Origin of the sequence: Bacillus sp. RE35 (genome assembly GCF_052146655.1) — a bacterium.
Lineage (GTDB): Bacteria > Bacillota > Bacilli > Bacillales > Bacillaceae_G > Bacillus_A > Bacillus_A cereus.
In genome coordinates, this window is the sequence record NZ_CP197377.1 from 2,234,700 (window position 1) to 2,249,111 (window position 14,412).

The following is a 14,412-nucleotide window of genomic DNA, read 5'->3' on the forward strand; positions in this document are numbered from 1 at the left end:
TAGGGGATGCGATGCGATATTTTGAATGAAGTAACAGTTTTTATATAAGAAATAATTAGGTAGTCAGAACAGAGATATTTGGGAGGAAACAAGCGAGATGAAAACATTTTTGAAAATAATAGGTGTTATAGCTGGTATGGCGGTAATCGGAGTAGGTTTAACATATGGTATGCTGCATTATTTAAATAATAGTAAACCAGCTGCGAAAAAGGCATCACCAGCTGCTCCAGCAGTAGAAGTATTAGCTGATAGTAACGTAAAAGCAGAAGATGCAAAGCTTTTAGAAAATGGCAATTATTCATTGCCAAATAGTGGTTTTAATAAAAATTTTAAATGGACAGATGAGAACATACAGACAGCATTACATGAAATGGCACATCAAAAAGCGAAAGCTGATCAAAAGTGGGGCTATATTTTTATTACACAAGAGCGGATTGAAAGCTTAATTGATATTGTAAAGAGTAATGATCTTGTGCAGGGAAGTACATATGTAGAAATTTTAGAACGATGGAAACAAGGAAAATATGAAAAGGTTGATGGGGATCACAATAAGATTTGGAAATTACAAAGTGGGAATTTAGGAGAAGGAAAAGGAGTAATGTCGGAAGCTGAGCAAAAAGAATTAATTAATCAAGTGTTTATGAACAAAGGTACATATTCAGGTAGTAAATTAATTGCAGGTGGCGGACAGACTAATAAATAATATACTAATTAATGTAAGAGAGTAATTGCTTATTAGGCAATTACTCTTTTTAAATGTACTTCTTAATATCTTAATCTCGTTCAAGTAAGGAAAGAAACGACTGTAACACCGGGGAAATCCATCTGGATTTATGATAGATTACATGACTTTGAATAACGGATGGAGTTTCGATAGGCTGAAAACATAGTTGTTCTTTTTGACAACTTTCCTGTACAACGATATAAGGAAGAATTGAAATGCCTAACTCACACATGACGGATTGTTTAATGACTTCAACATTGGAAGTTTCAAATGTTTTAGCTGGAATATTTCCGCTTTGACGTAAAAAACAATCTACCATTGTCCTATAGCCGCAGCTTTGTTCTGTAAAAATGAACTGGGTTTCCTGTAATAACTGGAATGGATTTGTATGTGCAGCGGAATAAGCTGGTAAAATCCATCCAAATGTTTCATTACTAAAAGTACGCGTAATAAAATCATTATGTTCTATACTTTCTCCAATTATGAAGACAACGTCTGTTTCTCCTTCACGTAATTTTTGTAATGCTTGTTCATTTGTGTTCGTTTCAAGTACGATATTTACTTTCGGATTTTTCTGTTTGTAAGTACGTAATAATTGTGGTAATCGGTATACCGCTAATGATTCATTAGATGTAATACTTAATGTACCTTCTAAATAATCTGTATTTTGGGGGATTTCTTGCGCTTTTTCATATATTGAAAGTAATTCTAATGCATAAGGATGAAATTGATGACCGGCTTTTGTAAGTAGCACTTTTTTCCCTAACCGATCGAAAAGAGGAATATGTAAATCGTTCTCTAAAGCTTTCATATGTGCTGTAACAGTAGATTGCGCATAACCTAGCGCGTGCGCAGCTTTAGAAAAATTACCATACTTCACAATGGCGCAAAATGTTTTAACATGTCTCATTTCCATAAGCGATCCCTCTTTTATTATCATAATTTGTGAATGATTATATCATGTATTTTAATTTTCCAAATGATTAAATTCTGTATAAAATGAAATTGTAGAAATATTCATTCAGGTGATATTGGAGGAGAAAAGATGATCAAAAAGGGCTATCATGTAGCTGTTGTTGGGGCTACAGGTGCGGTAGGGCAAAAAATTATTGAACTGTTAGAGAATGAAATGAAGTTTAATATAGTTGAAGTTACATTGCTTTCGTCAAAACGATCCGCTGGTAAGAAAGTAAGATTCAAAGGACGAGAGATAATTATACAAGAGGCAAAAACAACTAGCTTTGAAGGTGTAGATATTGCCTTTTTTAGCGCTGGGGGAGAAGTATCTAGACAATTTGTAACTCATGCAGTTTCTAGTGGTGCGATTGTAATTGATAACACAAGTGAGTACCGAATGGCACAAGGTGTACCGCTCGTTGTTCCGGAAGTGAATGCGCACACTTTAAAACAGCATAAAGGTATCATTGCAGTTCCAAATTGTTCAGCATTACAGATGGTAACAGCACTTCAGCCGATTCGAAAATCATTTGGTTTAGAAAGAATTATCGTTTCAACATATCAAGCTGTATCGGGTTCTGGCATTCATGCGATTCATGAATTACGAGAGCAGGCTAAGTCTATACTTGCAGGTGAAGAAGTGAAGAGTGATATATTACCGGTGAAAAAAGATAAAAAACATTATCCAATAGCATTTAATGTACTGCCTCAAGTAGATATATTTACAGACAATGATTTTACTTTTGAAGAAGTCAAAATGATTCAAGAAACGAAGAAAATATTAGAAGATGAAAACTTGAAAATGGCAGCTACTTGTGTACGTGTTCCAGTTGTATCGGGGCATTCAGAATCGGTTTATATAGAACTGGAAAAAGAAGCAAGCGTTGCGGAAATCAAGGGAATACTAATGGATGCACCAGGTGTTATTTTGCAGGATAACCCTAGTGAACAGCTGTATCCAATGCCATTATATGCAGAAGGGAAAATAGATACATTTGTCGGAAGAATACGTAAAGATCCTGATACGCCAAACGGATTCCACCTCTGGATTGTTTCCGATAACCTATTAAAAGGTGCGGCTTGGAATTCAGTTCAAATTGCAGAGACTTTAGTGGAAAAGGGGATACTTTAATATAGTTTAAAAAACTGGGGAATCGTTAATGATTTCCCAGTTTTTATTTCATAATGGTTTTCTATATTTCGACCAACTTTACTTTAAATTAGTCGTTATTGAATTTTTATAAATGTCTACTTTATGTGCAGTGAAGCGTAAGGTTTTTGATTCTGCATGAATTGTAAGATTAATAATAATCGATAACGGCATTTCGACCGTTTTCACAATATCTTCTATAGCAATATACTCATTTTTTGCTTCCTTATAATAAACAACAGAACGAATTACGGCCTCGTCACCTTCAATATCAATTTCACACATCATAGGGAATTTTTCACCATTATGTAAGAATAATTCGCCTAGTACGATTGAACCGTTTAATTCTTCTGTAAAATTAGTAGTTGTTGCTGGTTTTACCCATGTTTCGTCATGTTCTTCATTTTCCTCTTCATCTATTGCCCATTCCCATATGGGGTTTTGTTTTAGGTCTTCAATAGTTAATTCATCAATTGGTTTGCAATTAATCATACATAAATTCTCCTTTTATTTTGATAAATAAGTTTTTTGATTTCATGAATTAGATGATTGCTTATAAGTGGGTTTAACAAAGTATTTTGCTCATTTGATATCCAAACTACTTTATTTTGAAATAAAGCTATTACAGCAATATTAACAAAACTTTAATTGTCTAGTAAATAATTATTAGTGGAGATATTAAAATGGGATGGTGTTAAAGAAAGATAGTAAAAAACATCAAGGATGAATGAAATCCATTTGGTACGATATGGATATATCCAATGTGAGGGGGAGTTTGATGTATCAAGTAAAGGGGTATTTTTCATCATTAAAAGGAAGTTATTATGAGATTGGAAAGCAACAAGGGGAATTCGTGAAACAAAATCCGTATCTCATCCCGCAATTTATACACGAAGAAAATGTAATATCTAATAACCATTGGACAGAATCGAGAAATATACTAAACAAACATTGTCCAGGCATAAATGAAGAAATTGAGGGGTTTTGTGAAGTGTTAAAAATTCCTTCAAAAAATATGATGTATTACTATCAAACACTATTGAAAGCAGGTTGTAGTCATTGTGCAGTATTACCTAAAAAGACCGATTTAGAGCACACATATGTATTAAGGAATTATGATTTGTCACCAGTAATAGATGATATGCGTTTTTGTTCAACTCATGTTGAAGGTGCGTATGCACATAGTGGCTTTTCTACTCAATATTTTGGCCGAACGGAAGGGATAAACGAGCATGGATTAGCTGTTACATTTTCAGCATGTGGTCAACCAGTAGGAAATATTGCAGGTTTAAGAAAGCCAATGGTGAGTGGTTTACAATGTTTTGCGGTAATTCGATTGTTGTTGGAGAAATGTAAAAATGTGCAGGAAGCTAAGTTACTAATAGAAGAAATCCCAATTGCTAGTAATATTAATTTAATAATAGCTGATCCTTTAAATGCAGCATATATTGAAATATTTGACGGTCATAAATCCACAATAATGATTGATGATGAAAAACAAGCTTTTATTGTATCAACAAACCATGCAGTTAGTTCATCAATTCAGAAATTAAATAATAGGAAATTAGAACAATCAACAAAGAGATATTACCTTTTACATGAGCATTTAAATAGATGTGAACAAGTAAGCATAGAGTCTTTAAAAAAGTTAGTAGAAGAAGAATATCCTGCTGGACTTACTGTGCATAACTATGAAGAATGGTTTGGAACTTTACATTCTGTATTATTCGATTTACATGATCGTACAATGAAGATTTGTTTCGGATCACCACTTTTAAACGACTGGTATTCATTGAAAGTTGGAGGAAGTATGCCGTTTTCTGAGGTGAACGTGAACTTTAAAAATAAAACTTATACTGACTTTTGGAAGGAAGATAAGAATGAATTGATACCTAAAAGATAAATGGGATAAGATGGTGATGTAAAGAGTGCATTTATACTGGAGGGATTACAAATGCTAAAAGTTATGTTACCATTTGTTCTTATCTTTTTTCTTATTATTGCGATGTATATTGCTTATCAAAAGAGAAAAAAGTCTGGGATAAAAGGATTGAAAAGTGCGGTAACTTCTATTTGCTTCTTTTCACTTGCAATCTTAAATATGTTTGCATATTGGTTTCATTTTGGCGGTGCTTTTACTTGGTTATTTTCAATTGTATTATTGCTAGTTGGTGCATATTTTACTAAATATATTCCAATATCTAAAAAGGTACATTAAAGTTTATAAGAGTTAAATATAATGTTTACTTTGTTTTGAAAAGAGATTATTCTACTAAATTGTTGTGAAACGGTTTCATAGGATAATCTCTTTTGTTTAGTTTTGGAAAGAACGTACTGTGATTTTTAGTTGCTCAATAAATTCTCGAGTTGCAGCACACATATATTTATCTTTTCTATAAATTAGCCCTATTTCAATTATTGGAGTAGGGTTTTCTATTTTAATAGCTTGAATGTTTTTATTTTGTAAAAAGTCTATATATGGTTTGGGTAACACTGTAATTCCCATTCCTTTGGAAACCATTTGGATTAAAGATTCCATCGTACTAATTTCTAAAATTGGCCTTGGTTTAAAGTTTAACTTTTGACAATGAGATGTAATTAGTTCGGTTAAAAAGAAATTTTTAGGTAAAAGAATTAAAGGGTAGTTCTGTAATTCAGCAATAGATACATGATTACGTTCAGCTAATCGATGACCAGTGGGCACGACCAATGTAAGATCGCTTTTGTATAGAGGGATGGAGATAATCTCTTTATCTTGCACCGGGAGAAATGTAATTCCAATATCTAGTTCGTTTTGTAATAATTTTTCACGAATATCTCCTGTACGAAGCCCTAATACAGAAAGCTCTATATTAGGATATAAATTGTTAAAATTTAAAATAGCTGGTGGTAGTAAATAATTTACGACGGTTAACAAAGCCCCTATTGTTAAGGAACCTTGCTGTAATCCGTTTAGGTCTTGAATAGCTGAACGAGCTTGTTCGACTTCATGAAAAATGGTTTTACTATGTGATAATAAAATCTTCCCTGCTTCAGTTAATGATATTTTTTTACCAATTCGATCGAAAAGTGGCATTCCTACTTCATGCTCTAATGCACGTATTTGTTGACTTAGTGAAGGCTGTGAAATATTTAATTTCTCAGCTGCTTTTGTGAAATGTAATTCTTTTGAAACAGCTAAAAAGTATTCAAGTTGTCGTAATTCGATTGGAATCACCTCAAGTATAATAATAGGTTATACCTATCATTATTATATAAATAATTGAATTGAACAATGATTTTAGAGGTTTTATAATCATCTTTATATAACAGAGAGGGTTGTAAAAATTAATCGAGAGAAAATACATGTAACACCTTTAAAGGAGGAAATAGAATGGCTAATGAATATCAATTATTATCTTTAAATATAGGATTACCAAAAGAGGTTACATACGGCGGAAAAGTAATTCATACAGGCATAAATAAGAAACAAGTAAAGGAACCGGTATATTTATCCTTTGTAAAATTTAATGGGGATGGACAAGCTGACTTAGTTCATCATGGAGGAGTAGATAAAGCAGTTTGTGTTTATACTGGTGATCACTATCCATATTGGGAAAAAGAATTGAATCAAGATTTTGTATATGGGGCTTTCGGAGAAAATATAACAGTTAGTGGTATGCGCGAAGAGGATGTTTGTATTGGTGATACGTTTGAGCTAGGACAGGCAATCGTACAGGTAACACAACCAAGGCAACCTTGTTTTAAATTAGCAAAAAAATATAATATTCCAAAGTTACCACTATATTTTCAAGAAACAGGATATACAGGATTTTATTTTCGTGTATTAAAAGAAGGATGGGTATCATCAGTCGATACCTTAAAAAAACTACAGTCTGATCCAAAAGGTGTTTCAGTAGCGTTTGCTAATCGTATCATGCATAAGGAAAAACAAAATATTGAAGGGGTAAAAAGGATATTAGAAGTAAATGCACTTTCATGTAGTTGGAGAAAGTCTTTTGAAAAGCGTATAAGTGGAGAAGAAATTAATACGAAGGAAAGACTTGAAGGAATAAAAGACTAAAAATATTTTATTATAAATAGTGTATTTCTATTAGTAAAAGCTAATTAGAAAGCGCTATTTTTGTATAATAAACTAATTAATATCCAGAAATCTTAATATCGTTTTATTCGACTTATTTTCAAATAGTCAAAACATAAAATTAATTAGACTTTTTTTTTATGTTTTGTGATAGTATATTGATTGGTAAGACCTCTATTTTTAAGAGTAGGTCATATAAGTATATCTAATTTAATGGAATTTAACATTTGGAGGTACAACATGGGGAATGTTGAAAAATTGGCAAGTCTTCTAATAGAAGAACCGAAAAGAGAGCAGTTATTTCCTTTATTTGAAGAAGTGTTTGGAATTACAATTCAAACATTGAATGATTTTTCGGATAAAGGATATTGGGATGATACATATAAAGCTTTATCATTTTTACAAGAAGATAAAGTGATTGCAAATGTTGCGGCATTTTCACTCCCATTATTAATTAATGGTGAAAAAATAAATGCAGCGGGTATTCAATCAGTAATGACACACCCTAATTTTCGTAGACAAGGGTTAATGACACAATTAATGGGTAAAATGATAGAAGAAATCGATAAGAAATGTGAATGTGCATTATTGTTTACGGAAAACCCTGAACTATATACAGCATTTGGATTTAAAGTTGTGCAGGAATATTTGATGACTATACCATATGATAAAAATATTAATAATAACGATTCACTACTTAAAAAGTTAGATTACTATAATATAGAGAATAGACAGTTAATACATGAAACTATTGATAGTAGCCAAAGACTTTCAAATAGTTTTTCAACTTTAAACTTCCATCCTTCATTTTATTTGAATATGTATGATTCGGAATGGAATGAGAAATTGTATTATTCAGAGAAACTAGATGCTCTAATCGTTTATGAAGTAGAAAATGAAAAGTTGAAATTATTTGGAGTATTTGCGCCAGTACTTCCGGTTTTAGATGAATTATGTGGAGAAATCAATGAAAGGTTTACAGAAATCGAATTTTATTTTTCTCCGGATCAATTAGGGGTTGAGGATGTACAGTTTACAGAAGTACAGTCTAGCAAGTATTTAATGGTTCGAAGTGATAAAGAGTTAGATTTTAAAGGTTATAAATTCCCAGTATTAGCGGAGTTTTAAATGTCTATATAAATGCTTTATTATGGAGGAGCTATGAATATATCGTATATACCAGAACATATTGAGCAACTCACTATAATGAATGTACCTGAATACTATAAAATTAATGATAATCATGCGTTTATTGTCCGTTCGAAAGCAGAAACTGATTTTTGGCTTAAAACACATTATGGTTTTGAAGTAATGAATGGTCATGTATTTTATAATGAGATGATGACAGACTTTCAAGCTGAAGTTCAGTTATGTATGAATCCAAATTCAAAATTCGATCAAGCAGGTCTTTTTGTTATGATTTCGGAGAACTGTTGGCTAAAAACATCTTTAGAATATATCCCTGAAGGGCCATCTCACTTAGGTGCTGTCGTAACGAATAATGGATATTCTGACTGGTCAACGCAAGATTATCCAACTGAAGCAGCTAAGCAACAACTTCGTTTTCGAATTATTCGAAAAAGCGGTGATTATACAATATATGTGAAAAAGGGCCATCAATGGGAACAAATAAGAATCGCTCATTTAATGGAGGATATAGGGAAGGAGCCTGTTAAAATAGGTTTTTACACGTGTAGTCCTTCTAAAAATAAGGGATTTGAGACTGAGTTTTTACATTTTACAATTGAAGAAATATAGATGAAAAACCGTATTCTTTTTATTAAGAATGCGGTTTTTGTATTTATATAATATAAAGCACATTTATTGACTAGAAAGTCATTAATACTTATCATTTAATAATGTTAAATATTAATTTACATAATATAATAGAAGTAATAAAGAAATTACAAAATATATCGCTTAAATAAGGAAGGATATGAATTATTCAGTGGTAATTTCATGGGAAAAGGAGATTATGTATGAAATCATTTCGTAAGTTATTACAGTATTTAAAACCATACATGTTCTTCGCTATTATTGGGCCGCTATTTATGGTACTTGAGGTTGCGATGGACTTAATTCAACCGACTATTATGCAACATATCATTGATGTTGGGATTGCAAATCGGGATTTAAATTATGTAATAAAAATGGGGCTTCTTATGATAGGAGCAGCAGCACTCGGTTTAGTTGGAGGGCTTGGGTGTATGATGTATTCTACAAAAGCAGCTGTTAATTTCGCTACTGACATACGAAAAGATGTGTTTGCGAAAATAGAAACATTTTCTAGTAATAATCGTGATTCATTTGGAACAGGTAAATTATTAACGATCGTGACGAATGATATCACTTCCATTCAATCAGCAATGACGATGACATTACGTGTTCTCGTTCGTGGTCCGCTGTTATTTATCGGAAGTATAATTATTGTTTTTGTAACAGCAAGAGAGTTATTTCCAATATTACTTGTAGTTGTTCCGATTTTATTACTTGCGATTATTTTAATTGCAAGTAAAGCAAGTGGTACATTTAAAAAGGTGCAAGAGGCATTGGACAAAGTGAATACAAAGTTACAAGAAAATTTATCTGGTGTACGTGTTATAAAAGCGTATGTAAGACAAAAATATGAAATCGCTCAATTTGGAAGTGTAAATACAAATTTAACGAAGATAAATATTCGAGCTGTGCAGCTTATTTCTTTAATGATGCCAATCATTATGCTAGTTGTAAGTGGCGGGATTGTCGCAACATTATGGATTGGTGGAGAAAAAGTATTCAATGGAACGCTTCAAGTAGGAGCGATTTTGGCATTTATTAATTACTTGAATATCATTTTAATGTCACTTATGTCGATTAGCATGGTATTTATTCAAATTGCGAGAGCTTTTCCATCTGCGGATCGTGTACAGCAAGTGTTAAATACCGAGGTTGATATAATAAGCGAAGCGAATGCAATCGAACCTGAGAAAATTGAAGGAAATATCGAATTTAAAAATGTTAGTTATAGCTATACGAAAAATAATGAATACGTTTTAAAAGATATTTCGTTTAGCATACAAAAAGGTGAAAAAGTAGGGATTATTGGATCAACTGGAAGTGGTAAATCTACCTTAGCGAAACTGTTACCACGTCTATATGATGTGGATCATGGTGAAATATGTATAGATGGAATAGATGTTAAAAAATATGATTTGCAAAAACTCCGTGCTTCAATAGGGTTTGTACCTCAGAAGGCGTTGTTGTTCTCAGGCAGTATAGAAGAAAATTTACGTTATGGTAAAGAAGATGCAACACATGACGAGCTGGAAGTAGCAGCTGCATCAGCTTGTGCGACTGAGTTTATCAATAAGCTCGAAGAATCTTATCAATATAATTTAACACAAGGCGCGACAAATCTATCAGGTGGACAAAAACAACGTGTATCAATTGCAAGGGCACTTGTGAGAAAGCCACCGATTCTCATATTAGATGATTCTACATCAGCAGTTGATGCAAAATCAGAGGCTACTATTCAAATAGCTTTAAAAACAAAATATAAAGGCACAACAACTTTATTAATTGCGTCTAAAATTTCTTCCATAATGGATGCGGATAAAATACTTGTATTAGATAATGGTGAATTAGTTGGCAATGGTACACATGAACAATTGTTAGAACAAAGTGAGGTTTATCAGGAAATTTATCTTTCCCAAGGTGGTAATTTAGATAAAGAAGGTGGGGAAGAACATGCGTAATTTTCAAGGGCAATTTGCTAATAAAGGTGGACGAAACACCCCAAAGATGGGAAAAGCTAAAAATGCTCAAGGAACTGTAATGCGGGTATGGAACTATATGGGCTATCAAAAAGCTGCTCTTATGTTTGTTATATTTCTAGTCGTTGTTACTACATTACTTGGATTATTAGGTCCCTATTTTATGGGAGTTATTATAGATCAATATATTGTACCGAAAGATTTAAGTGGTACAGCAAGAATGTGTATGTTACTTATCGCGATTTATGGTGTAACTGTACTTTTAACATGGTTACAAACGTTTGTCATGATTAACGTTGCATTAAAAACAATTCAAAAAATACGACAAGATATTTTTGAGAAAATCCAAACGCTTTCTTTACGGTTCTTTGATGTGCGTTCTCAAGGTGATTTAATGAGCCGTGTGACAAATGATATAGATAATTTGAATCAAGCTTTGACACAAAGCGTTGTACAAATTATTTCATCAGCATTAACTTTTATAGGTGTAACGATTGCAATGTTCGCCTTAAATTGGATTTTAGCAATTGTAACTTTAATTACAGTACCTATTATGTTTTACGTTACAAAAAAACTAGTTGCATATAGTGGTAAAAACTTTGCGAAGCGTCAAAAAGATTTAGGTGAATTAAATGGATTTATTGAGGAAGCAATTACAGGTGCGGATGTTACAACGTTGTACGGAAAAGAAAAAGAAACTGTACAAAATTTCAATAAAATTAATGAACAGCTAAGAGTTTCAGCTACGAAGGCTGATACATTTTCAGCTTTTATTTTTCCAAGTATGAACTTTATTAATAATTTAGGTATGGGCCTTGTCATTGGGACTGGATCAGTTATGGTCTTAAACGGAATGACAACAGTAGGAGTTATTGCGGCTTTTATTAATTATTCTCGTCAATTCTCAAGACCGCTAAGTCAATTTGCGACTTTAATGAATACAATTCAAGCGGCAGTTGCTGGTGGAGAACGTGTTTTTGAAATTATGGATGAGGTACCAGAAATTCAAAATAAAAAAGACGCATTCGTTGTACAAAATTTACAAGGGCATGTTGCACTTGAGAATGTTTCATTTGGCTACGCAGAAAATAAAACGATTTTAAAAGAAGTGAGTCTTAAAGCGCAGCCAGGAGAGACAATTGCTTTAGTTGGTCCGACTGGATCAGGGAAAACAACAATCATTAATTTGTTGACTCGCTTTTACGATATACAGCAAGGACAAATTCATATTGATGGAAAAGATATAAAAGATTATGATATTAATTCTTTACGAAGTAAAATAGGAGTAGTTTTACAGGATACGTATTTATTTGCTGGTTCGATTATGGATAATATCCGTTATGGACGCTTAGATGCTAGTGATGAAGAAGTTATCACTGCAGCTAAGGCAGCATCTGCACATTCTTTTATTAAGCATTTGCCAAATCAATATGAAACAGAAATTGCTTCAGAAGGATCGAATTTAAGTCAAGGACAAAAACAACTTCTTGCGATTGCACGAGCAATTTTAGCAGATGCAGATATATTAATTCTCGATGAAGCGACATCAAATATTGATACAAGAACAGAATTACAAATACAAGCAGGACTAAATAATTTAATGAGAGGTCGCACAAGTTTTGTGATCGCTCATCGACTTAAAACAATTGAAAAAGCAGATCAAATTCTTGTTATAAAAGATGGAAATATTTTAGAAAGAGGGAATCATGAATCTCTCATGGAAGATAGAGGGTTTTATTTTGATTTGTATACGAGTCAGTTTAAAATATAGTAAAAGCATTGATATGTTGCGGTTTCTCTTGAGAGGAGAAACCGCATTTTTTATATTTGCAAATATTACTATCCAAATGGTCTTTCACTACATATTTTAACAGCATCCACCTGCATTCCAGGCAAAACATGTGAATAGCGATTTAATGTTATGAACATATCTTTATAACTGAAGTGTTCACTTACAGTCTTTGGATGTATACCTTGTTTCAAAAGTAGCGTAGCATGTGTATAATAACGTAAATCATAAAATCGAACTTTAAAAATCGGAGTTTAAATAAAAAGAGCGCTGTTAAAAGCGCTCTGAGACAAACCATACATTTAGAGAGGAATCAAGATAATATATGGATATTGTGTGAGGATGTTGTAGGTTTTAATTAAAAATAAAGCACACATATAAGTGTGCTTTTATGAACGCTTTAGATTTGTATGACTATATAGTCATACAATAAAATATGCTTGTTTAATATAAATGTGTGTCAAATCTATAAAAAGATATTGTGTATAAGGAACAATAAATATTAATTAGCTAAGTCTTTTGTTTTTATCCTGCTATTTGCCGGACAGTAAGACCCCCACCTTAAAATTTAGCGGAAGCAAAGAAGTTAGGTGGGGGCTGGACTGCTCATAAAAGCCCATTGGTGAGGGCTGATTAAAGTTTCACTTTATTAACGAATTTGCACAACTGTTAACGCTGCAGAACGAATATCTACTGTACCTATTACTTCAACGGGGACAATTTGAATTAAATCACCAGGGTTTAAGTTAATTAGAATGACCCCACTTGATACATCGACTTCACCAGTTCCGATAATATTAGAACGGACTGCGGATCCGGATCCTGCAATAATATTAGTCGATGAATTTAATGTCAAGAAAAAGCGAGCTGCTTCCGGGGCTAATGGGACGTTATCAAGGCTAATCGTTAATGTATAGCTAATTTGATAAATACCAGCTACCTGAATTTTAATACCAGTTCCAGTACTAATTGTATCATTAATTACAGGGACAGTAATGTTAGGATTTGGGCCTGTACTAGGTAATAGTAGTGGTGTAAATAATGTTGCAAATTGAGGTGAAGTAGCATTGAAGGCAAAACCTAGGGCAGGTAGTGAACTAGGTGCTTGTGCTTCACAATTAAAATTAGCGAATTTACGAATGGATGAGCGCATATTTTCACTCCTTTCTTGTATTTAGATTTCGTGAGTATTAACTTCACATTTTGGACAAGCATAATACAATATATGAAAATTTATAGTAGATAGTGCACAAGCATTACTATTACGGATAAAGCTATGAATAATAATAAATACTATATGGAAAAAGCAGTTAGCTAATTTAACTAACTGCTTAGTCGGTTCTCCAAGAGCAAATAGGCGAAAAATTATTGCGCTATATAAAAGATCGCTATAGATAAGTGCTCTTTTTGAGAGTGAGTATAAAATTCTATCATTCTATCTAGTATGTGCACTGTATTATGTAGTTGCTACTAAAATTGATGTGAATTTTTAAAATTAGAGGTTTCTTTCAATGAAACCTCTAAAAAGACAACTAAATTTACGTTATAGTAAATTCAATTGCGATAGGAGTGCCTCCATCTAGGACTGCTCCTCCTACAATAGTAGCAGCTGTAGTAGTCACACCAGTAATAGTATCACCTGTTTGAATAACACCATTAATATAAAGTGTTAAAAAGGCATAAGAAGCAGGGAATGTTGTTACAGCACCAGTGTCATCAGTGAAGTCTGTGTTAGCAAAAGTTAAATCTGCACCAGCAGCAGTTCCTGTTGCGGCCGTACTTACAAATCGTCTTCCGGCTATAAAAGGTTTAACGATAGGCATTTATATTCACCCCTTTTTGAGAATTAACTTAGACAAGTTTTTTGAAAGTTTTGTCCTGTATCGTATATTATGCTGTGCTTCTACTAAGAGATACGGCTTGTATACTAGTAAATAAGTATAATTATTATGCGTTTTA

At 32.7% G+C, this 14,412-nt stretch carries 14 protein-coding genes; 9 read left to right on the forward strand and 5 right to left on the reverse strand.

All coding sequences use genetic code 11. The features are described from left to right. The first annotated feature begins 97 nt into the window (after positions 1-97). On the forward strand, positions 98-703 hold the full coding sequence (locus tag ACTL4X_RS11630) for a PRK06770 family protein (protein ID WP_000846982.1): 606 nt from the start codon (positions 98-100) through the stop codon (positions 701-703). 70 nt (positions 704-773) lie between these two features. On the opposite strand, the gene ACTL4X_RS11635 is transcribed toward ACTL4X_RS11630, so the two are convergent. Beyond that, the gene (locus ACTL4X_RS11635) at positions 774-1,640 is read right to left on the reverse strand and encodes a LysR family transcriptional regulator (protein ID WP_000425895.1); all 867 of its coding nucleotides are present in this window, start codon (positions 1,638-1,640) and stop codon (positions 774-776) included. 129 nt (positions 1,641-1,769) lie between these two features. Here ACTL4X_RS11635 and ACTL4X_RS11640 point away from each other — a divergent pair, with 129 nt between their 5' ends. Beyond that, positions 1,770-2,813 (forward strand): aspartate-semialdehyde dehydrogenase, encoded by a 1,044-nt coding sequence (locus ACTL4X_RS11640; RefSeq protein WP_000591709.1) that lies wholly within the window; start codon positions 1,770-1,772, stop codon positions 2,811-2,813. 78 nt (positions 2,814-2,891) lie between these two features. On the opposite strand, the gene ACTL4X_RS11645 is transcribed toward ACTL4X_RS11640, so the two are convergent. Further along, positions 2,892-3,323: a hypothetical protein gene (locus ACTL4X_RS11645; RefSeq protein WP_441395041.1), complete on the reverse strand. Its 432-nt coding sequence runs from the start codon at positions 3,321-3,323 to the stop codon at positions 2,892-2,894. A gap of 286 nt (positions 3,324-3,609) precedes the next feature. On the opposite strand from ACTL4X_RS11645, the gene ACTL4X_RS11650 reads away from it, so the two are divergent. Both ACTL4X_RS11650 and ACTL4X_RS11655 read left to right on the forward strand, forming a co-directional pair. Next, positions 3,610-4,734, forward strand: coding sequence for a C45 family autoproteolytic acyltransferase/hydolase (locus ACTL4X_RS11650; protein ID WP_000285228.1), 1,125 nt, complete (start codon positions 3,610-3,612; stop codon positions 4,732-4,734). A gap of 51 nt (positions 4,735-4,785) precedes the next feature. Then, positions 4,786-5,049, forward strand: coding sequence for a hypothetical protein (locus tag ACTL4X_RS11655; protein WP_061457180.1), 264 nt, complete (start codon positions 4,786-4,788; stop codon positions 5,047-5,049). A gap of 96 nt (positions 5,050-5,145) precedes the next feature. Here ACTL4X_RS11655 and ACTL4X_RS11660 read toward each other — a convergent pair whose 3' ends face one another. Beyond that, positions 5,146-6,048 (reverse strand): LysR family transcriptional regulator, encoded by a 903-nt coding sequence (locus ACTL4X_RS11660; RefSeq protein WP_000612238.1) that lies wholly within the window; start codon positions 6,046-6,048, stop codon positions 5,146-5,148. 156 nt (positions 6,049-6,204) lie between these two features. Between ACTL4X_RS11660 and ACTL4X_RS11665 the strand changes: the two genes are divergently transcribed. The 5 genes from ACTL4X_RS11665 to ACTL4X_RS11685 all read left to right on the forward strand — a co-directional run bounded on the left by ACTL4X_RS11665 (position 6,205) and on the right by ACTL4X_RS11685 (position 12,435). After that, on the forward strand, positions 6,205-6,894 hold the full coding sequence (locus ACTL4X_RS11665; protein ID WP_001262990.1) for an MOSC domain-containing protein: 690 nt from the start codon (positions 6,205-6,207) through the stop codon (positions 6,892-6,894). A gap of 258 nt (positions 6,895-7,152) precedes the next feature. Beyond that, positions 7,153-8,040, forward strand: a complete 888-nt coding sequence (locus ACTL4X_RS11670; protein ID WP_075676997.1) for a GNAT family N-acetyltransferase — start codon at positions 7,153-7,155, stop codon at positions 8,038-8,040. Positions 8,041-8,073: 33 nt separating this feature from the next. Beyond that, positions 8,074-8,670 (forward strand): DUF1349 domain-containing protein, encoded by a 597-nt coding sequence (locus ACTL4X_RS11675; RefSeq protein WP_441395042.1) that lies wholly within the window; start codon positions 8,074-8,076, stop codon positions 8,668-8,670. A gap of 221 nt (positions 8,671-8,891) precedes the next feature. Further along, positions 8,892-10,646 (forward strand): ABC transporter ATP-binding protein, encoded by a 1,755-nt coding sequence (locus ACTL4X_RS11680; RefSeq protein ID WP_078404845.1) that lies wholly within the window; start codon positions 8,892-8,894, stop codon positions 10,644-10,646. Next, complete coding sequence (locus tag ACTL4X_RS11685) at positions 10,639-12,435, forward strand: ABC transporter ATP-binding protein (protein WP_001243560.1); 1,797 nt, start codon at positions 10,639-10,641, stop codon at positions 12,433-12,435. The genes ACTL4X_RS11680 and ACTL4X_RS11685 overlap by 8 nt, the downstream gene beginning before the upstream one ends. A gap of 667 nt (positions 12,436-13,102) precedes the next feature. Here the strand turns inward: ACTL4X_RS11685 and exsF are convergent. Then, positions 13,103-13,606, reverse strand: coding sequence for an exosporium protein ExsF (exsF, locus tag ACTL4X_RS11690; RefSeq protein WP_001257871.1), 504 nt, complete (start codon positions 13,604-13,606; stop codon positions 13,103-13,105). A gap of 385 nt (positions 13,607-13,991) precedes the next feature. Next, on the reverse strand, positions 13,992-14,276 hold the full coding sequence (locus ACTL4X_RS11695; protein WP_001123247.1) for a DUF4183 domain-containing protein: 285 nt from the start codon (positions 14,274-14,276) through the stop codon (positions 13,992-13,994). Between the last annotated feature and the right edge of the window lie 136 nt (positions 14,277-14,412).

Excerpts from the sequence above, each read along its gene's own strand:
- ACTL4X_RS11630 (WP_000846982.1), top strand. The coding sequence starts at position 98 with ATGAAAACATTTTTGAAAATAATAGGTGTTATAGCTGGTATGGCGGTA.
- ACTL4X_RS11635 (WP_000425895.1), bottom strand. The coding sequence starts at position 1,640 with ATGGAAATGAGACATGTTAAAACATTTTGCGCCATTGTGAAGTATGGT.
- ACTL4X_RS11640 (WP_000591709.1), top strand. The coding sequence starts at position 1,770 with ATGATCAAAAAGGGCTATCATGTAGCTGTTGTTGGGGCTACAGGTGCG.
- ACTL4X_RS11645 (WP_441395041.1), bottom strand. The coding sequence starts at position 3,323 with ATGATTAATTGCAAACCAATTGATGAATTAACTATTGAAGACCTAAAA.
- ACTL4X_RS11650 (WP_000285228.1), top strand. The coding sequence starts at position 3,610 with ATGTATCAAGTAAAGGGGTATTTTTCATCATTAAAAGGAAGTTATTAT.
- ACTL4X_RS11655 (WP_061457180.1), top strand. The coding sequence starts at position 4,786 with ATGCTAAAAGTTATGTTACCATTTGTTCTTATCTTTTTTCTTATTATT.
- ACTL4X_RS11665 (WP_001262990.1), top strand. The coding sequence starts at position 6,205 with ATGGCTAATGAATATCAATTATTATCTTTAAATATAGGATTACCAAAA.
- ACTL4X_RS11670 (WP_075676997.1), top strand. The coding sequence starts at position 7,153 with ATGGGGAATGTTGAAAAATTGGCAAGTCTTCTAATAGAAGAACCGAAA.
- ACTL4X_RS11675 (WP_441395042.1), top strand. The coding sequence starts at position 8,074 with ATGAATATATCGTATATACCAGAACATATTGAGCAACTCACTATAATG.
- ACTL4X_RS11680 (WP_078404845.1), top strand. The coding sequence starts at position 8,892 with ATGAAATCATTTCGTAAGTTATTACAGTATTTAAAACCATACATGTTC.
- ACTL4X_RS11685 (WP_001243560.1), top strand. The coding sequence starts at position 10,639 with ATGCGTAATTTTCAAGGGCAATTTGCTAATAAAGGTGGACGAAACACC.
- exsF (WP_001257871.1), bottom strand. The coding sequence starts at position 13,606 with ATGCGCTCATCCATTCGTAAATTCGCTAATTTTAATTGTGAAGCACAA.
- ACTL4X_RS11695 (WP_001123247.1), bottom strand. The coding sequence starts at position 14,276 with ATGCCTATCGTTAAACCTTTTATAGCCGGAAGACGATTTGTAAGTACG.